Genomic DNA, 19,096 nt, shown 5'->3' with positions numbered 1-19,096 from the left:
TTCAGGCGGTGGCGCGGGCGTGGTTGCGGAGTGCGACGGCGGCCCGTTCCAGGCTGCCCAGCACCCCCGGCGGCAGCTCGTGGTGGCGGCCGACGACCTCCTGCGCCATCACCTGCATCGGCGCGGACTCCTCCGCCTCCACCACCGCCAGCACCTTGAACGCCGTGCCCGGCGCGAACACCACCCGATCCTCGACCACGCTGCCGAACGAGTCGACCACCGACACCCGCCGCCCGGTCACCGACCACAGCAGGAACTCCACCCGCCCGTCGACCGGCACCGTCGGCCCGGCCACGGTGCTGAGCAGCCCGTGCTCCACCAGCACGTCACCCGTCCGGTACCCGCGCGCGTCACCCAGGCACACCGTCACGCCCTGGTGCGCGGGCAGCCGCCGCAACCCCGACACCACCGACGCCGCGTAGGGCCACAGCCGACCCAGCTTCCCGGTGCGCAGCGCCTCGACCAGGACCTCCTCGTCGCTGCGCAGGCACGCCGACACCGCCGCCAGGTCCGTCACGACCGCCTCGAACGCCTCCGGGTCGTCCGGCCGCTCCACGATGTGCCGGCACGCCACCGCCGCGTGCTCGCCGTACCGCTCGCCCAGCATCCGGCGCAGCGCGTCCCGCTCCGGCTCGGTGCTGCGGTGGTCGGGCGGCACGACCTCCTCGCCCACCTGCTCGCCCCACACCGGCGCGGGGGAGTCCGGCAGCGGGCCGTCCACGCTCAGCGGCACCGGCTCGTCGGCCACCGGCGCGGGCGGCGGCTCCTCGGCCACCGGCGGCCGGGGCATCGGCGCCGGGTCGCAGAACACCACCTTCAGCAGTCGGCGCACCTCCGGCTCCAACCGCTCCACCAGCGACGCGCCCGCCACCGCGACCGCGCCCGCCGTCGTGCGGCCGGGCGTGCCGACGGTCAGCCGAGCCCACTCCGGGTCCACCGGCAGCGACCGCACCTCGGGCCCGTTGTCCTCCGCGTCCCGCACCCACAGCCCGGACGGCACGACCTCCAGCACCACGCCGCCGCCGAGGTCGAAGATCCCCGGACCGCGCTCCACCAGACCTTGCACCGGCACCCGGTAGCCCGAGACGACCGGCGTGCCCGCCGGCGCGTAGCGGACCTCGGTCACGTACGGCCGCCACGTCTGCTGCCCGCGCGGGTTCACCGCCACCACGGCCGCGCCGCTGCGCAGCGACCCCACCGGCAGCCCCGTGTACAGCGAGATCGGCTCGCCGAGCTGGTCGGCCACCGCCTGCGCCTGGTGCTCGCCGCCGTACCAGACCAGCCGCACCCGCGACCGCGCCGCCGACGGCAGGCCGCCCAGCAGGCGGCACAGCTCCTCGGTCGGGATCGGCGGCTGACCGGGCCCGCCGACCACGACGGTCAGCACGTTGTCCCGGCACGGCAGCCCGATCACCGACCGCGCGTCCGGCGCCTGCGGGTCGAACTGCGAGCGCTGCGCGCGCAGCCACAGCCCCGCCGGGATCGGCTCGGAGATGCCGACCTCGCCGGTCGGCCACGGCGTGTTGGGGTCGACGGCCTCCCAGTTCGGCACCGGGAAGCGCCGGCCCATCGGCACCGGCGACGCGCCCGGCAGGAACCGCAGCCAGCACCCGTAGCCGCCGTTGCCCGCGACGAACGCCGCGCCCGGCACCGTGGTGACCGCGCCGTCCGGCGCCACCACCTCGGCCTGCAGCTGCTCGGCCAGCCACTGCGCGGGCGCGGTCGGCCGCATCGAGCCCGAGTGCGGCGTCATCAACCGGACCGGGCCGCGGCCCTGCAGCGCGGCGGCCACGACCGGCCAGAACGAGGTCTCGTCACCGCCGGGCGGGTCGACCACGACGACCGTGCGGCCGCGGTCGACCGGCAGGCTGCGACCCAGCGCCACCGCCGCCGGGCTCGCGCCGCCGGCCGGCCCGACCACCAGCGTCGCGCCGGCGAACGAGGCCGCGAACTGGGCGGGCGCGGGCGCGGGCGCAGGCGCGGGTGGCGGCTGCGCGGGCGGCGCGGGTGCGGGCAGGGGCTCTCGCTCGACCACCGGCTCCACCTGCGGGGCACGCTCCTTCGGTGCGGCACGTCGGAACATCAAGGCGCCCGATCACCTCCAGGCACGACAGCGCGTGAACGACCGCACTCTACGCGGGTGACACCCGGACGGGGGTCGGCGCACTACCCCAACCAGGTCCACAGTGGACGTGCAACAGGCCGCACACCGCCTCCGACCTGCCGGCTCCACACCGTGACCGGCCGGCGACCAGGTGTGTGCCAAGGGTGGACCGCGCACACAACGGGTATGCGAGGTGTGCGTACCCGTTCTCGAACGGGCCTGCTCCGTTGTGGTTCCATGTTCGAACCTGTGTTCGAGTATGACAAGATCACGGGAGAACCGAAGAGCCACGTGCCAGAGTGCGCCGGCACCCGGGGGACCTGACGTGCCCGCACGCCGTCCTCGGTTACCGTGAACCGCCCGAAGCACGCCACGACCTGGGGAGAACGACCCGGTGACCGCTGAGATCCTGTACGGGGCCGACGACCTGACCCACCTGGAGGGTCTCGAGGCGGTGCGCAAGCGCCCCGGCATGTACATCGGGTCCACCGACAGCCGGGGCATCAACCACCTGTTCACCGAGGTGGTCGACAACTCCACCGACGAGGGCGTGGCCGGGCACGCCACCAAGGTGGTCGTCACGCTGCACGCCGACGGCAGCGTCCAGGTGGACGACGACGGCCGCGGCATCCCCACCGGCACCCACGCCAAGTCCGGCCTGTCCGGCGTCGAGCTGGTGCTCACCCGGCTGCACGCCGGCGGCAAGTTCGGCGGCTCCGGCTACAAGACCTCCGGCGGCCTGCACGGCGTCGGCGCGTCCGCCGTCAACGCCCTGTCGCTGCGCTACGACGTCGTGGTCCGCCGCGAGGGCAAGACGCACGAGATGTCGTTCGCGCACGGCGTGCCCGGCGTGTTCGACGGCCCCGGGCCGAAGGCCGGCTTCACCCGCCAGTCCGGCCTGCGCGTCACCGGCCGCACCAAGCGCACCGGCACCTCCACCCGCTACTGGCACGACGCCCGCTACTTCGAGAACGGCGCCGCGCTCGACGTCGAGGCCGTCCGCACCAAGCTGCGCAACACCGCCTTCCTCGTCCCCGGCGTCACCTACGTGCTGCGCGTCGCCGGCGAGGGCGGCATCGCCGAGGAGACGTTCCACTACCCGGGCGGCCTGGTCGACATGGTCGACCACCTCGCCCCCGGCAGCGAGAAGCCCGTCTCCGGCACCCTGCTGATCACCGGCGCCGGCGTCTACCACGAGAACGCGGCCGACGAGAACGGCGTCATGCGGTCCAAGGTCGAGCGCCAGGCCGAGGTCGAGATCGCGCTGCGCTGGGGCACCGGCTACGAGCGCACCGTCGAGTGCTTCACCAACACGATCCGCAACGTCCACGGCGGCACCCACCGCCGCGGCTTCGAGCGCGCCGTGCTCAAGGCCGTCCAGGAGGCGATCGGCAGGACCAGGGGCCTGCTCAAGCCCAAGGAGGACCCGCCGACCCTGGACGACGTCCTCGAAGGCATGACCGCCGTCGTCCACGTCCGCATCCCCGAACCGCAGTTCACCTCGCAGACCAAGGACGAGCTGTCCACCGCGGGCATCACCAAGGTCGCCCTCGGCGTGGTCGAGAAGCACATCAGGGCGTGGACCGAGGACCGCCGCACCAAGGGCGAGGCCAAGATCGTCCTGCAGAAGGTCGTCGACGCCTCCCGCGTCCGCCTGACCCAGAAGCAGCAGAAGGACGCCGCCCGCCGCAAGACCGCCCTCGAAGGCGCGGCCATGCCCGCCAAGCTGGTCGACTGCCGCACCACCGGCGTCTCGCGCAGCGAGCTGTTCCTGGTGGAGGGCGACAGCGCCCTCGGCTCGGCGCGCATGGCGCGGGTGTCGGAGTACCAGGCGCTGCTGCCCCTGCGCGGCAAGATCCTCAACGTGCAGAAGGCCAGCCTGGCCGACACGCTGCGCAACGCCGAGATCGCCAGCATCGTGCAGGTCCTCGGCGCGGGCACCGGGCGGACGTTCGACCTCCCCTCGATGCGCTACGGCCGGGTCATCCTGATGGCCGACGCGGACGTCGACGGCTCGCACATCCGGACCCTGCTGATTACCCTGTTCGCCAAGTACATGCGCCCGGTGATCGAGGACGGGCGGCTGTACGCGGCCATGCCGCCGCTGCACAAGGTGATGACCAAGGGCCGCAACGCCGAAACGCACTTCACCTTCACCCAGCGGGAGATGGAGCAGCGGGTCGCCAGGCTGGAGAAGGCGGGCAAGACGGTCGTCAAGCCGGTGCCCCGGTTCAAGGGCCTCGGCGAGATGGACGCCGACGAGCTGTGGGAGACCACGATGAACCCCGCCACCCGCTCGGTGCGCCGCATCACCATGCACGACGCGGAAGCCGCCGAAGCCGCGCTGGAACTGCTCATGGGCGAGAAGGTCGAACCGCGCCGGGCCTGGCTGGTCGAGTCGGCCGCCCGGGTCGACCAGGCCGCGATCGACGTCTGACCCCGCCCGAGCGCGCCCCGACCCGCCCGAGCACCCCCGACCCGCCGGAACACGTACGAACACGAGGGAACGACCGACCATGGCACGCCGCAAGACCCCCACCACCAGGGTCGACCCGTCCGCCTTCGACCGCGCGGGCGCCCAGGTCTTCGACAACTCGCTGACCACCGAGATCGAGGACTCCTACCTGGAGTACGCGTACTCGGTGATCCACTCCCGGGCCCTGCCCGACGCGCGCGACGGCCTCAAGCCGGTGCACCGCCGGATCCTGTTCTCGATGAACGAGCAGGGCTACCGCCCGACCAGCGCGTACGTGAAGTCCTCGCGCGTGGTCGGCGACTGCTTCGTGCGCGGCGCGCTGGTGTCCACGCCCGAGGGCCTGCGGCCGATCGAGGGCATCGAGGTCGGCGACCACGTCCTGGACGGTCGCGGCGAACCGGTCGAGGTGCGCGAGGTCTACGAGAACCCGGTGTCCGAACTGGTCCGCGTCACCTGGTCGAACGGCCACTCGATGCTGGTCACGCCGGGTCAGCGGTTCCGCACCGGCGTCGACCCGGACAGCTGGTCGGACGACGACTGGACCGCCGCCCGCGACCTCGCCGGCGCCCGCACCGCCGGGTTCGGCCGCGACCGGCACGCCACCCTGCTCGCCGACGGCGACGCGTCCGGCTTCGTGCTCGGCCTGGTGTCCGCCGCCGGCGCCGTGCTCGCCGACGGTCGGGTGCGGCTGGAGCAGGCCGACGTCGACCCGGTCGACGTCGCGCACGGCTGGGCCATCGCGCACGACGTGACGGTGTCCCGCGACAAGGTCGAGACCGCCCACGGCGACCGCCACGTCCTCACCTTCGACCACCACGCCGACCTGGTGGCGGCCGCGTCGGGCCGGCTGGACGCCGTGCTGCGGGACCGCTCGGCGTGGACGCCGTTCCTGGCGGGCCTGTTCCTCGCCGGCGGCGACGTCCGCGACGGCCGCGAGATCGTCCTGCCCGGCGGCGACGCCGAGTACGCGGTCCTCGCCGACGCGGGCATCCACGCCCACCGCGACGCGACCACCGTGACCATCACCGGCCGCGAAGCCGCCGCGCTCGCCGTGGCGCTGTTGCGCTGGACCGGCGTCGGGCCGCGCCAGGACGGACTGGTCCAGGCGATCCGCAACGCCAGGCACGCCGACGACCAGCCGCTCCCGCACGTCGTGTCGGTCGAGCCGGTTGCGCCGGGCACCACCTACGACATCCAGGTGTCGAGCCCCGAGCACGCGTTCGTGGTGAGCGGCTTCGTCGTGCACAACTGCATGGGCAAGTACCACCCCCACGGCGACACCGCGATCTACGACGCGATGGTCCGGCTGGCCCAGGACTTCTCCCTGAACACCCCGCTGGTCGACGGGCACGGCAACTTCGGTTCCCCCGACGACGGCCCGGCAGCATCGAGGTACACCGAGGCCCGGATGTCGCCGGCCGCGATGTTGCTGGTCGGGGAGCTGGACGAGGAGACGGTCGACTTCCGGCCCAACTACGACGGGTCGCTGCAGGAGCCGTCGGTGCTGCCGGCCGCGTTCCCGAACCTGCTGGTCAACGGCACGTCGGGGATCGCGGTCGGGATGGCGACGAACATGATCCCGCACAACCTCGGCGAGGTGGTGGCGGCGGCGCGGCACCTGGTGACGCACCCCGACGCGACGCTGGACGAGCTGATGGAGTTCATCCCTGGCCCCGACCTGCCCACCGGTGGCGTGCTGCTCGGGTTGGACGAGGTGCGCAAGGCGTACGAGACCGGGCGCGGCGTGGTGCGGATGCGGGCCAAGGTCGAGACCGGGTTGCTGGAGGGCAGCCGGGGGCGGCAGGCGATCACGGTCACCGAGCTGCCGTACGGCGTCGGGCCGGAGAAGATCATCGAGAAGATCACCGACGAGGTGACCAAGTCCAAGCGGCTGACCGGCATCTCCGACGTGAAGGACCTGACCGACCGCGAGAACGGCACCCGCGTGGTGATCGAGTGCAAGGTCGGGGTGAACCCGCAGGCGCTGCTGGCCGACCTGTACCGGTTGACGCCGATGGAGCAGTCGTTCGGCATCAACAACCTGGTGCTGGTGGAGGGCCAGCCGCGCACGCTGGGGCTCAAGGCGCTGCTGGAGGTGTTCCTCAAGCACCGCTACGAGGTGGTCACCCGGCGGACCCGGTACCGGCGGCGCAAGCGCGAGGACCGGTTGCACCTGGTCGAGGGCCTGCTCAAGGCGTTGCTGAGCATCGACAAGGTGATCAAGCTCATCCGCGGCAGCGAGAACGCGGCGGCGGCGAAGGAGGGCTTGATGAAGTCGTTCAAGCTCTCCGAGATCCAGGCCGCCTACATCCTGGACACGCCGCTGCGCCGGTTGACCCGCTACGACTCGCTGGAGCTGGAGGCGGAGCAGGAGAAGCTGCGCGCCGAGATCGCCGAGCTGAGCAAGATCCTGGACGACCCGCGGGTGCTGAAGAAGGTCGTCTCCACCGAGCTGGCGAAGGTGGCCAAGGACCTGCAGCAGGAGCGCCGGACCGCGCTGCTCGACGGTGACCTCAAGGAGGTGCTGGCGGCGTCGAAGCCGGCCGGGCCGCTGGAGGTCGCCGACGACCCGTGCCAGGTGATCCTGTCGGCGACGGGGCTGGTGGCGCGGACGGCGGCCGAGTCGGAGGAGTCGTCGGAAGCGCGTCGGCGCAACGGGCGGATCAAGCACGACGCGGTGGCGGCGACCGTGCACACGACGGCGCGCGGTCAGGTGCTGCTGGTGACGAACCGGGGTCGCGCGTTCAAGACCGACGTCCTGCCGCTGCCGGTGCTGCCGGAGCAGAGCGGCACGGTGTCGCTGAGCGGTGGCATGTCGGCGAACGAGCTGGTCGACCTGCAGGCGGGGGAGAAGGTCGTGGGCATCGCGCCGCTGACCGACACCACGTCGCCGGGGCTGGCGCTGGGCACGAGGTCGGGCACGGTGAAGGTGTGCGCGCCGGAGTGGCCGGTGCGGTCGGACGAGTTCGAGGTGATCACCCTCAAGGAGGGTGACGAGGTGGTCGGCGCGACCTGGCTGGCCGGTCCGGACGAGACGCTGGTGTTCGTGACGTCGGAGGCTTCGCTGCTGCGCTACTCGGCGTCGCTGGTCCGGCCGCAGGGCCTGCGCGGCGGCGGCATGGCCGGTGTGAACGTGGGGTCGGACGCGCAGGTGGTGTTCTTCGGCGCGGTGCGCACCGACGACGACGAGCACGGCGAACCGATGGTCGTCACCTCGACCGGCCAGAGCGTCAAGGTGACCCCGTTCGCGGCCTACCCGGCGAAGGGCCGGGCCACGGGCGGCGTGCGGGCCCACCGGTTCCTCAAGGGCGAGACGGCCCTGACCCTGGCCTGGGTGGGCCCGCGCCCGGCGGGCGCGGCCACCAACGGCTCCCCGGTCGAACTGCCCGCACCGGACGACCGCCGGGACGGCTCGGGTCACGCCCACCCCGGCCCGGACGTGGTGGGCCACCTGGTGGAACGCGACTGAGCGGGGTGCGGGCGACCCGCGGTGAGCACTGAGGTGCGATCACCGCGGGTCGCGTGGTGGCGCCGGTGCGGTCGAGCGGTGCGCCGCCCCGCGTCACCGCCCGAGCCGCCGGCCCGGTGTCACCGACCGAGCACCCGGGCCGCCTTCGCCGCGCCGCGCTGCCCACCGCCCTCACCCCTCTCGACCGCCGCGTAAGCCCGGAGCACCTGCGCCCGGTCCGAGCTCTTGGTCCCCTTGACCGCGATCGCGAGCATCCACGCGCGCGCCGCCGCCCTGGCGGCGACCCCGAGCACGCGGACGAACGCCACCGCGACGAAGACCCATGCCGCTCCGGCGTCGGCGAACCCCGCTACCTGCTCGAACACCGTGCTCTCCCTCCGTCGGTCGATCTCGTCGAACCCGACGTTCCGTCACCGCCGGGCTTTCCGGGAGGGTGGGAAGATTGCCGAAATCCCGAAATTCCGGGACGCCGACACGCGGAGGAAACCGGTGGCAGACGAGCGCCCACGTGCCAGGTCCGAGTACGCGCGGAAGCTGCGGGAACTGGTCAAGGCGCTGCCGGGCACGCAAGCCGCGTTCGCGAACGCGGCCCACACCTCGCCGGGCAACCTGTCGCAGGTGCTGAACGGCGAGCGCTTCCCCTCGGCCGAACTGGCAGCCGACATCGCGGCCCGGTTCCCGAGCGACGTCGCCGCCGAGCTGCACCGGCTCCACGCCCTGGCGCGCGGGGCCGAGGCCGGCGAGGCGCCTCCCGTCGTGGCGGACCTGCTCCGCGCCACCCGCGTGGTGGGGGAGGAGCTGACCTACTTCTTCCTGCCCTCCCACCAGCAGTTGTCGCTGTCCGGCGTGTACGTGCAGCAGAACGTCAACTCGCCGAAGGAGACCCGGTGGGCGCGCGACGAGCTGGCCGAGGAGCTGGGGTGGGTGGAGGCCATCCGGCCGGTCTCCACGCTCGCGCAGCCGTTCGTCGACGTGTTCGAGCAGCACGAGCACCTGGTGGTCGAGGGTGGCGCCGGGTTGGGCAAGTCGTCGTTGCTCCGACAGCTGGCGGTGGACCGGATCGACGCGCTGTCCACGGCGCCGACGTCGGAGGAGGGGCGCCTGATCCCGCTGCTGTTACCGGCCAGGGTTCTGGCGACCCACATCCACCTGGACTGGCCCGAGGCGCTGAGCGCGTCCCTGCGCGACGAGTACCGGGGGTTCTCCGACCGGGACCTGCCGCCATCGCTGTTCGTCCAGGGGATCGAGGGCCACCGCTGGCTGGTGCTGATCGACGCCTTGGACGAGGTACCCGACCCGGCGGCCCGCGAGTCGTTGATCAAGGCCGTGTCCCGGCGCATGGGCGTCGACGGGTCGCCGCGGTTCGTGATCACCACCCGGCCGCTGGAGGCCCGGGAGACGGCCCGGCTCGCCGGTGCGGGGTTCTTCGAGCTCCAGGCGTTCGACCGGGTGGCACTGGAGCGCTTCGCCCACCGGTGGTTCGACCCGGAGGGGACGCGGGCCGGTGCGATGGCCGCCGAGACCTTCCTCGCGCGGGTCGGCGCCGCCGGGCTGACCGACGTCCTGGAGGTGCCGCTGTTCGCCGCCATCGCCGCGCACATGCACCAGTCCGACCCCGCCGGTCCGCTGCCGACCAGCCGCTTCGCCCTGTACGAGGGCTACTTCAGGACTTTCGCCGAGGTCAGGCAGGACCAGTACGCGGCCGCGCTGCGCGCCCTGAGCGAGGACGGCGACCTCGTGCGGCGCATCGGCGACCACCTCACCTCGTTGCTGGAGCACCTGGCGACGTCGTACACGGTCTCCGACGAGCCACTGGTCGACGTGGCCAAGCGGTACCTGACCGAGCACGGCTTGCTGCCGGAGCGGCGTTCCCCGGGGTGGGACGACCTGCTCACCACCTGGCTGTGCCAGAGCAGTGTCCTGGTCCGCAGCGGTCGGCGAGTGCGGTTCCTGCACCAGACGTTCGCCGAGCACCTGGCCGCCAACGCCAGGGCCGGGGAGCTGCCGGACGCGTTCGTCGCCGAGGCCGAGGTGTGGGACGTGCTGATCCGGGGGCTGATCCTCGACGTCGAGGCGGACAAGCGGGTCGTCCTCCACTACCTCCACCTGGGCGGTGACGGCGATGCGCTGTTGGAATTCCTCCAGAAGGGGTCTTCGACGCACCGCGATCGCGCAGGCGCCCTGATCACCGAAGGGGTGGTGTGCGGTGACGAGCGGTTGACCGCCTACCTGGACCACCTCGAGGTCCGGGTGCTCCACCGGCTGGACCTCGGCGCGTCCGATGAGCTTCGTCGCCTGATCGGCCTGGCGGTCCGACCACAGGTCAAGGCGTGGCTGTTGAAGTTGGTGCGCTCGGAGCGGGTGGACCGCGAAGCGAAGATCACTGCGATCGACGTGCTGCGGGAGAGCTCCTCGGGGATGTGGCGAGAGGGGGTCGAACACCTCATCACCTACCTCGGCACGGGCGAGCCGCTGGGCCAGAAGCTCAGTGCCGCCGTGGTGCTCGCACGCTTCGACGGGGAGGCGCGCGAGACCGCGATGACAGCGCTGCGCGGGTTGACCGATCCGGCGGTGAACGCCCACTTCCGCATCGAAGCGGCGCTGGCCTTGGCCAAGGCCGGTGAAGCGGGTCGCCAGGAAGCGGCTGACGTGCTGGCCTCCATGATCGGCGATGCGACGCTCACGGCGTCTGAGCGCTCCTGGGCAGCCGAGAGCTTGGTCGAACTCGGGGGAGAGCACCGGGAGAGGGCCGTGGCACTGCTGCGGGAGCTGCTCGACGACCTCGGTCAGGCGTTCGACTTCCGGGTGGAGGCGGCCCGGGTGCTGGCCGACGCGAGCAGGTACGACCGGGCCGCCTCAGTGTTCTTGCTGGCCGGGTTCGCCGAAGACCCGTTGCTCGGGCAGTGGAGGCGTATCACGGTGATCGGCCAGGTGGCCGCTCTGGACCCCAGCCGACGTGACTGGGCCGTGCACGCGCTGACCGCTGACATCCAGAACCCGCTGCACCCCCCGTTGACCCGCCGCCGGGCCGCGAGGAGCCTGGCGGCGATGGGGCGGAACCACCGGCAGGAGGCCGCGGACGCCTTGACGGCGTTCGCCGAAGACCCCCTCTGGAGCGCACACGACCGGATAGCAGCAGTTCGCGACCTCATGGCGCTCGGACGAGCACACCGATCCCGCGCCGTGGCATTGCTGGTGGTGCTCGTCAGGGACGTGACCGTGGGTAGTTCCACTCGTGTCTCGGCTATCGAGGAGTTGGCCGGGCTCGGGGCCGAGGCGTACCCGGCGGTGGTGGAGAACGCCCGGGCGTGCATGGTGGAGTGGTCGAATGGCGACTACGGGTGGACGGAGGTCACCCGATTGCTCGCCAACCTGGGAACGGATCTCCGCCAGGAAGTCCTGCGACTCTGCGACTCGCACGTTGGAGATGCCCGCTCCCCTGCTCGGCTGAGGGTGCGGGCGGCTGTGCTCGCCGGCGATCTCGACATCTCGCGCAGAGCCTTTGCCCGGGCGTTCCTGGCCACTGTCACGCAGTCGTCCCGGCCGTCGAGCGATCTCGCGACCGTCGCCGCCAACTCGATTCCCGCGCTGGGCGGTCGGTTGCAGCACGACGCGTCGGCGGTCCGCGCGTGCGTGGATCCTCGAGGTGGTCGAGGCGTCAGGTGGCGGTCCGCGCTGAACCTGCTCGGCCTCCCGGCGCACCGGGAACTGGGCGTGTCGGTGCTGCGCCACCTGCTCGCCGACCCCGGCTGGGGAGCGGTCGAGCGGTGGCTGGCGCTGGGTGAGGCGAGGAGCCGCTTACCGGAAGTGGACTTCGACGTCGAAGACGTCGCGGCGCGGTGTTTCCATTTGCTCGAACCCGGTCCCGGCGACGTGTACGCCGGTGACGGCTTCGACCTGTCCCCCCTGCCGCGATCCCGGATGCCCGCAGCGCGCGAGGCGGTGCACTGGTGGCTGACCGATCCAGCGTCCAGCCGGGATTGGAAGACCGCCCTCCTGAAGATCGCCGCATCGACAGGTCCGGCTGAGGAAGATCGTGCGTTGGCGGCGCTCCGCGTCCTCGCCGAGGACGGGACCGTGCCGGCCGGGCAACGTGCGGAGGTGATCGCCACCCTGATGGGTAGGGACGCCACGGCGCCGGAGTGGTGCATGAGCCTGGTGCGCGACACCGGCGCGGTGCTGTCACACCGGGTCCGCGCGGTGCGACTGCTGATGGCCGAGGCCGGCATCGCGAGAACCGACGCGGTCGACCTCCTCGTGGGATTGGCGGACGAGACGCCGCCGGACGTCGAAACGCGGATCACCGGTGTGTCGGCGCTGGTCCTGGCAGGTGGTGAGCATCGGCGCCGCGGGCTGTCGGAACTGCTGCGGATCGCCGCCGATCGAGCGACGCACCCCTGGCACCGGTATGCGGCGCTGCGAAACCTGACCGGGGTCGGGGCCGAGCACCACGAAAGCATCGTGAAGGCGTTGCAGACCCTGGTGGTGGACTCCGAGGGTGATCATCACGTCCTCCTCGGTGCGTGCGAACTGCTCGCGCCGTTCGGTGGCGATCACCTCCGCCGTGCCGTCGAGGTGGTCGCCGACCTGGCGCTCGACAGCTCTCACCAACCGGACCGGCGCCTGGCCGCCGCAGGAATCCTGGCCAAGTGGGGAGCGGCGGCGCTCGGCCCGCGGGTCGAGGCGTTGCGCTCCCTGGCCACCGACCCCCTGGCCGACCCGTTCTTCCGCAACCGTGCCGCGAGCCGACTGGAGGACTTGGGCGTCGAACCTCGTCGGCACGCGATCGCGGCGTGGCGGAGAGTGGCGGAGGACAAGCGGGTCGACGGCTGGAACCGGTTGTGGGCCGCGAAGGCGCTGGACCTCCAGGACGCCGAGGTCCGCCCGACCGCTGCCGCGGTGTTCGCGGAGTTGGCCGACGGCACGGGAGTGCCCGCGCTGCTCGCCCGGGTGGAGTCGGCCGGGCTCGACCCGACTGCGGCCTGGGCGGCCGCGGCCGACTTCGAGGAGGTCGCCTCCGACCCGGCCGAGGTCGGTCACCTCCGGCTGGAGGCGGTCGAGGCGCTGCTCGACGTCAACCCGTTCGACCTGCGGCCGGCGCGGCGGGCGTTGCGGGGGATCGCCGAGGACCGGGCGCTGACCGCGTGGGAACGACAGCTCGCCGTGACGCGGTTGGCCGGGTTCGACCTCGACGGCCGGGCCGCGGCGGTCGAGGCGCTGCTCGCGGTGGTGAACGACCTCGACGTCCCAGTGTGGGAGCGCGCTGAGGCCGGTGTGCACGTCGTGCGGTTCGAGCCGGGCTTCCACGACGAGGTGGTGGAGTTGGCACGGGGTTGGGCGGAGAACGTCGCGGTGGCGCCCGCCGAGCGGCTCGCCGTGGTGCGGTGCCTGTTCCGGACCTCGCGATCGGCCTACCCGGCGGCCAACGCGGTGCTGCGCGCGATGGCCGCCGACCCGGCCGTCGAACCCGGCGAACGCGTGCGCGCCGCCGAACTCATGGTCGTGCAGGGCCGTGCTCGCGCGGAGGGGATTCCGCTGCTCAAGGAGATGGGCGAACCGGGACGGCCCGGGCTCGCGCGGGTACGCGCCTGGCAGTCGCTCGCGCAGTTCGACGACCGCTACCTGCGCGAGGCCCGCGCCGTGGCCGTGGAGGTGGCGCAGCGGCAGGACGAGGGAGCCCCCGCGAGCCGGGCGGCCTGCCGCTTCCTGCTCGCGCAGGGCGGTGAACTCCGCGATGCGGCCGTGGACGTGCTGCGCGTCGAAGCCGAGGGGAGCGGACTCGACGCCGCGCTGGCGAGCGGGTTGCTCGCCGAGTACGGGTTCGCGGACCGCGCCAAGGCCGGAGACGCGCTGCGCGCAGCAGCGAAGACGGCGGACGACGGCACCCGGGTCGAGATCGCAGACGTGCTGCGAGGGCTCGACCCGCGCCACCTCAGGGGCGCGGTCGACCTCGTCCACGGCATCACGACCGGGAAGGGCGATCCCGTGCTCCGGCTGACGGCCGTCGAACTGCTGCGCGAGATCCTCGGCGAGGTGAAGGTGATGAACGATCTCCGCCCGACCGAGCCACCGGGGTGGTGAGTAGCGCCCGTCCGAGGGGTCGACACCGGCCTGGTCCAGGTCTTACCGCGGCTCCGACCGCCGACCGTCCCGCCGCCCCAGGAACACCGGGCCGTAGCGCTCCAGGTTGGCGTTGGGGTGCAGGATGGCGTGCAGGTTCAGCGCGTGCACGTCCCGCCGCACGCGGTGCAGGGTTGGGGTGTTGTCGGGCAGGACGTCGACCGCGTCCCTGGCTCGCAGGCACGCCTCGCCGAGGTCGCGGCGGACGCCCGCGCGGTCCTCGGGGGTCCACCTCTCGCCACCTGCGGCTTTGAGGTCGACCACGGTGGCGGCGCGGCGGGCGTGGAAGCCGGCTTCGGCGGCGAGCACGGAAGCCTCCCTGAGGACCGACGTGGACGCGTGCGCGGCCTCCAGGGCTGCCAGGGCCAGGCCGGCGGCGGGGGCGCTGACCGCGGCGCAGGCGGCGGGCATGAACGGGGCGCGGAACATCGGTTCGGTGGCGTCCGGGTGTTCCCGGAGCACGGGCGCGAGCCGCAGGACCCGTCCGGCGGGCACGAACAGGTCCCGCGCGACCGTGGTGACGCTGCCGGTCGCGCGCAGGCCGGTGGTGTGCCAGTCGTCCACCACCTCCAGGTCGACCAGCGGTATCGCCAGCGCCACCGGGACCCGGTCCGGGGCGAGGACGGCGGCGTTGGTGGTCCAGTGGCTCTGCGGGGCGCCCGCGGTGAACGCCCACCGGCCGTTGACCAGCACCCCGCCGCCGACCGGCTCGGCCGTGGCGGTGGGGCTGAGGATGCCGGTGACCCGCACGTCCGGTTTGGCGAACACCTCGTGCCGCACCTCGTCGGGGAACTGGCCGACCACCCACGTCGAGATGGCCCACACGGCCGCCGTCCACGCCGCCGACCCGTCGCCGCGGGCCAGTTCGGCGATCACCTCGACCACCGTGGCCAGGTCGGCCTCGTGGCCGCCGTGCTCGGCGGGCACGCGCAGGCGCAGCACGCCCGCGTCGGCCATCGCCTCCAGCGCGCCGTCGTGCAGCCGCCTGTTCTCGTCACCCCAGGCGGCGTGGGCGCGCAGCACCGGGACGATCCCCGCGGCGCGCCGGACCAGCTCGTGCTGCACCGTGCCGTGCCTCCCCCGTCGTGACCCGTGACACACACCTTGGCGTGTGCCGCGCCACCGGACAACACCGGAATAGAAGGTCATCGGGTACGGTTGTGCCAGTTAGTTGAAAGCGCAACTACCTGGATTGAGGAGTGGCCATGCAGTTCGGTGTCTTCACCGTCGGCGACGTGACGCCCGACCCCACGACGGGGCGGACGCCGACCGAGGCCGAGCGCATCAAGGCCATGGTCGCGATCGCCCTGAAGGCCGAAGAGGTCGGCCTGGACGTGTTCGCGACCGGCGAGCACCACAACCCGCCGTTCGTGCCGTCGTCGCCGACGACCATGCTCGGTTACGTCGCGGCCCGCACCGAGCGGTTGGTCCTGTCCACCGCCACCACGCTGATCACCACCAACGACCCGGTGAAGATCGCCGAGGACTACGCGATGCTCCAGCACCTGGCCGACGGCCGGGTCGACCTGATCATGGGTCGCGGGAACACCGGTCCCGTGTACCCCTGGTTCGGGAAGGACATCCGCGACGGCATCGACCTGGCCATCGAGAACTACGCCCTGCTGCGCAGGCTGTGGCGCGAGGACGTGGTGGACTGGGAGGGCAAGCACCGCACGCCGCTGCAGTCGTTCACCTCGACCCCGCGCCCGCTGGACGACGTGCCGCCGTTCGTCTGGCACGGCTCGATCCGTAGCCCGCAGATCGCCGAGCAGGCCGCGTACTACGGCGACGGCTTCTTCGCCAACCACATCTTCTGGCCCAAGGAGCACTTCCAGCGGCTGATCGGCTTCTACCGGGAGCGCTACGAGCACCACGGGCACGGCGCCGCGCACCAGGCGATCGTCGGCCTCGGCGGCCAGGTCTTCATGCGCCGCAACTCGCAGGACGCGGTGCGCGAGTTCCGGCCGTACTTCGACAACGCCCCGGTCTACGGGCACGGCCCGTCGCTGGAGGAGTTCACCTCGCAGACGCCGTTGACCGTCGGCAGCCCGCAGGAGGTCGTCGAGAAGACGCTGACCTTCCGCGAGCACTTCGGCGACTACCAGCGCCAGCTGTTCCTGATCGACCACGCGGGCCTGCCGCTGAAGACGGTGCTGGAGCAGCTGGACCTGCTCGGCGAGATCGTGCCGACGCTGCGCCGCGAGTTCGCGGTCGGCCGCCCGGCCGACGTGCCGGACGCGCCCACCCACGCGTCGATGCTGAGGGCGGGTGTGCGATGACGGCGCTGGCGGTGGTGCAGGCCGGGCTCGGGTCGCCGTCGTCCACGCAGCTGCTGGCCACCCGGCTGGCCGAGGCGGTCGAGCGGCGGGTCCCCGACCTGGAGGTGCGCCCGGTGCACCTGCGGGACGTGGCCCGCGACGTCGCCGACAACCTGGTCACCGGGTTCCCCGGCGCGCGGCTGCGCGAGGTGGTGGAGTCGGTGGCCGGCGCGGACGCGGTGATCGCCGTGACGCCGACGTTCAACGCGTCCTACAGCGGCCTGTTCAAGTCGTTCGTGGACGTGCTGGAGCCGGGGTCGCTGGCGGGCAAGCCGGTGCTGATCGGCGCGACCGGCGGCACCGAGCGCCACTCGCTGGTCCTCGACCACGCGCTGCGGCCGCTGTTCGCCTACCTGCGCGCGATCGTCGTGCCGACCGGCGTGTACGCCGCGTCGTCCGACTGGGGCGCGGAAGGGCTGCCCGGCCGCATCGACCGGGCGGCGGGCGAGCTGGCCGACCTGCTCGTCGGCCGCGCGCCCGCGAAGCCCGCGCCGGTGGACTTCGTGCCGTTCGACCAGCTGCTCGCCGGCCGCTGACGTCCGGGCTGGCCGGTGGTCGGGAAACGTGCCTGACCACCGACCGGCCCGCCGCATAGGGTTCGGCGCATGTCTGCCCCGTTGCACCTGGCCGTGCGCAACGCCGCCGTCCTCACCACCGCGCTGGCCCACGCCCGCGGGCACGACCTGATCACCCGCGCCGGGTTCCTCGCGATCAGCGGACCGACCCTGCTGCGGGTGCTCGCGGTGCGCCCCGACCTCGACCCGGACGACTTCGCCGAGCTGCAACTGCTGGTCAAGCGGGCCGAGGCGCGGGTGGTCGTGGAGGACTCGTTCGCCGCGGTCGACGGCGACGCGCTCGGCCTCACCGCACGGCGCCTGCCGGTGATGGTCCGGCCGCACGAGCCGGCGCCGCCGCCCGCCCTGGAGGTCCGGGAGGTGCGCACGGCCGACGAGTGGGCCGTCGCCGAGCGGGTCGTGGTCGACGGCTTCCCGATGCCCGGCTTCCCGACCGGCAACGCCCTGCCGCTCGCGCTGGCCGACCACGAGGGCTTCCGGCTGCACACGGCGTGGCTCGACGGCGCGGTGGCCGGCGCGGGCCTGACCGTCGAGTCCGACGGCGCGGCCGGCGCGTACTGGGTGACGACCCTGCCCGAGCACCGCTCGCGCGGCGTCGGCCGGGCGCTGATGAACGCCGTGGTAAACCGGTCCCCGTCGCCGATGACCCTCACCGCGGCCGAACCGGGCCGGCCGCTGTACGAGTCGATGGGGTTCTCGGTGGTCGCCCTCGCCACGTGGTGGTCGAACGCGGACTGAGCGGCGTGAACACCCCCACTTCTCCGGGTCGCGAGCCGTTACCTTGGGAGGATGACCGCAGAGGTGGGGCAGCGGTCCCGGCTGGCCGCGGTGGACAACCTGAAGGTCCTGCTCGTCGCCTGGGTGATCGGCGGGCACGCGCTCCTCGGGTACTCGGCGGTGGGCGGGTGGCCGTACGACGAGGTCAACGAGGTCACGTTCACGCCGCACGCGGAGGCCGTGCTCGCCGCGGTCCTCGGCCCGTCCGGCCTCTTCCTGATGGGAACCTTCTACCTGCTGTCCGGCCTCTTCACGCCGGACTCGCTGGCGCGCAAGGGCGCCCGGCGGTTCGCCGCGGACCGGCTGCTGCGGCTGGGCGTCCCGTTCGCGCTGTCCGCCCTGCTGGTCTGGCCGCTGGTGCTGTGGGTGGCCTACCGGGCCGCCGGGCACGACGTCACGCCGTGGTGGGTGTTCACCCACCGCGACCCGCTGCTGGACTCCGGCTCGCTCTGGTTCGTCGAGATCCTGCTGCTGCTCTCGCTCGGCTACGCCCTGTTCGGCAGGCCGGGGACGACGCCGCTCACGTTGACCGGCGGCCACCTGGTGGCGGTGACCGGCGGCGTCGCGGTGACCACGTTCGTGGTGCGGCTGTGGTTCCCGGCGCGCAGCGGCCAGGTCGGCGACCTGCACGTCTGGTGGTGGCCGCAGCTGATCGCCCTGTTCGGGCTCGGCATCGCGGGCGCGCGCTCCGACCTCGCCCGCCGGGTGCCGGACCGGATCTGGCGCGGCAGCCGGGTCGTGGCGGTGTCGGCCCTGCTGTCGGTGCCGGTGGTCGCGATCGCCCTGGGCGTGTCGGACCTGTCCGGCCAGGCCGGTCCGTTCCTCGGCGGTTGGCGGTGGCAGGCGCTGCTGTTCGCGGCGGTGGAGGCGGTGCTCGTGGTCGGCGGGTCGGTGTGGCTGCTCGGCCTGGCGCAACGGCGGCTGACCCGGGACGGCCCGCTGGCCACCGCGCTGGCGCGCGGCGCGTTCGCCGCCTTCGTCGTCCAGGGACCCGTGCTGGTGCTGCTCGCCGTCGCGGCCCGACCGCTGCCGCTCCCGGCCGAGGCGAAGGCGTTCCCGGTCGCGGCGACGGCGATCGCGGTGTCGTTCGCGGTGGGCTGGGCGTTGACCACGAGAACGCGCGCGGGTCGATTCCTCTGACGTTTACCCCGCTATTCCGGCAACGCCGCGTTAATCGGCTCGACGTGAGTCGGAAAGGTGATGTCCCGTCCAGTCCGCTCACCAGGTGGGAAGCCCGAACGGGTGACTCGGGTCCGC

The 19,096-nt window shown here is 72.9% G+C and carries 10 protein-coding genes; 7 read left to right on the top strand and 3 right to left on the bottom strand.

What is annotated here, in order from left to right; genetic code table 11:
- Nucleotide 1: 1 nt before the first annotated feature.
- Nucleotides 2-2,035 (bottom strand): hypothetical protein, encoded by a 2,034-nt coding sequence (locus AB0F89_RS27010; RefSeq protein WP_367128413.1) that lies wholly within the window; start codon nucleotides 2,033-2,035, stop codon nucleotides 2-4.
- A gap of 463 nt (nucleotides 2,036-2,498) precedes the next feature.
- On the opposite strand from AB0F89_RS27010, the gene AB0F89_RS27005 reads away from it, so the two are divergent.
- Together AB0F89_RS27005 and AB0F89_RS27000 are read left to right on the top strand one after the other, a co-directional pair.
- Nucleotides 2,499-4,541 (top strand): type IIA DNA topoisomerase subunit B, encoded by a 2,043-nt coding sequence (locus AB0F89_RS27005; protein ID WP_367128412.1) that lies wholly within the window; start codon nucleotides 2,499-2,501, stop codon nucleotides 4,539-4,541.
- Nucleotides 4,542-4,620: 79 nt separating this feature from the next.
- Nucleotides 4,621-8,049 carry a DNA topoisomerase (ATP-hydrolyzing) gene (locus AB0F89_RS27000; RefSeq protein ID WP_367128411.1) on the top strand — a complete coding sequence of 1,143 codons (3,429 nt, stop codon included), beginning with the start codon at nucleotides 4,621-4,623 and terminating at the stop codon, nucleotides 8,047-8,049.
- Nucleotides 8,050-8,168: 119 nt separating this feature from the next.
- On the opposite strand, the gene AB0F89_RS26995 is transcribed toward AB0F89_RS27000, so the two are convergent.
- Nucleotides 8,169-8,414 (bottom strand): hypothetical protein, encoded by a 246-nt coding sequence (locus AB0F89_RS26995; protein WP_367128410.1) that lies wholly within the window; start codon nucleotides 8,412-8,414, stop codon nucleotides 8,169-8,171.
- Nucleotides 8,415-8,538: 124 nt separating this feature from the next.
- On the opposite strand from AB0F89_RS26995, the gene AB0F89_RS26990 reads away from it, so the two are divergent.
- On the top strand, nucleotides 8,539-14,130 hold the full coding sequence (locus AB0F89_RS26990; RefSeq protein WP_367128409.1) for a hypothetical protein: 5,592 nt from the start codon (nucleotides 8,539-8,541) through the stop codon (nucleotides 14,128-14,130).
- Nucleotides 14,131-14,172: 42 nt separating this feature from the next.
- Here AB0F89_RS26990 and AB0F89_RS26985 read toward each other — a convergent pair whose 3' ends face one another.
- Nucleotides 14,173-15,234, bottom strand: coding sequence for an acyl-CoA dehydrogenase family protein (locus AB0F89_RS26985; protein ID WP_367128408.1), 1,062 nt, complete (start codon nucleotides 15,232-15,234; stop codon nucleotides 14,173-14,175).
- A gap of 140 nt (nucleotides 15,235-15,374) precedes the next feature.
- Here AB0F89_RS26985 and AB0F89_RS26980 point away from each other — a divergent pair, with 140 nt between their 5' ends.
- The 4 genes from AB0F89_RS26980 (at nucleotide 15,375) to AB0F89_RS26965 (ending at nucleotide 18,979) form a co-directional block, all read left to right on the top strand.
- Entirely contained in the window at nucleotides 15,375-16,448 is a 1,074-nt protein-coding gene (locus AB0F89_RS26980) for an LLM class flavin-dependent oxidoreductase (RefSeq protein WP_367128407.1), read from the top strand.
- Nucleotides 16,445-17,023 carry an FMN reductase gene (locus tag AB0F89_RS26975; RefSeq protein ID WP_367128406.1) on the top strand — a complete coding sequence of 193 codons (579 nt, stop codon included), beginning with the start codon at nucleotides 16,445-16,447 and terminating at the stop codon, nucleotides 17,021-17,023. The genes AB0F89_RS26980 and AB0F89_RS26975 overlap by 4 nt, the downstream gene beginning before the upstream one ends.
- A gap of 69 nt (nucleotides 17,024-17,092) precedes the next feature.
- A complete protein-coding gene (locus AB0F89_RS26970; protein WP_367128405.1) occupies nucleotides 17,093-17,800 on the top strand; it encodes a GNAT family N-acetyltransferase in 708 nt (235 codons plus the stop codon).
- A 51-nt stretch (nucleotides 17,801-17,851) separates the two neighbouring features.
- Entirely contained in the window at nucleotides 17,852-18,979 is a 1,128-nt protein-coding gene (locus tag AB0F89_RS26965; RefSeq protein WP_367128404.1) for an acyltransferase, read from the top strand.
- Nucleotides 18,980-19,096: the final 117 nt, after the last annotated feature.

The sequence above is a fragment of the Saccharothrix sp. HUAS TT1 genome, assembly GCF_040744945.1.
Taxonomy (GTDB): Bacteria; Actinomycetota; Actinomycetes; order Mycobacteriales; family Pseudonocardiaceae; genus Actinosynnema.
This window is presented reverse-complemented; position numbering and strand designations above follow the sequence as displayed.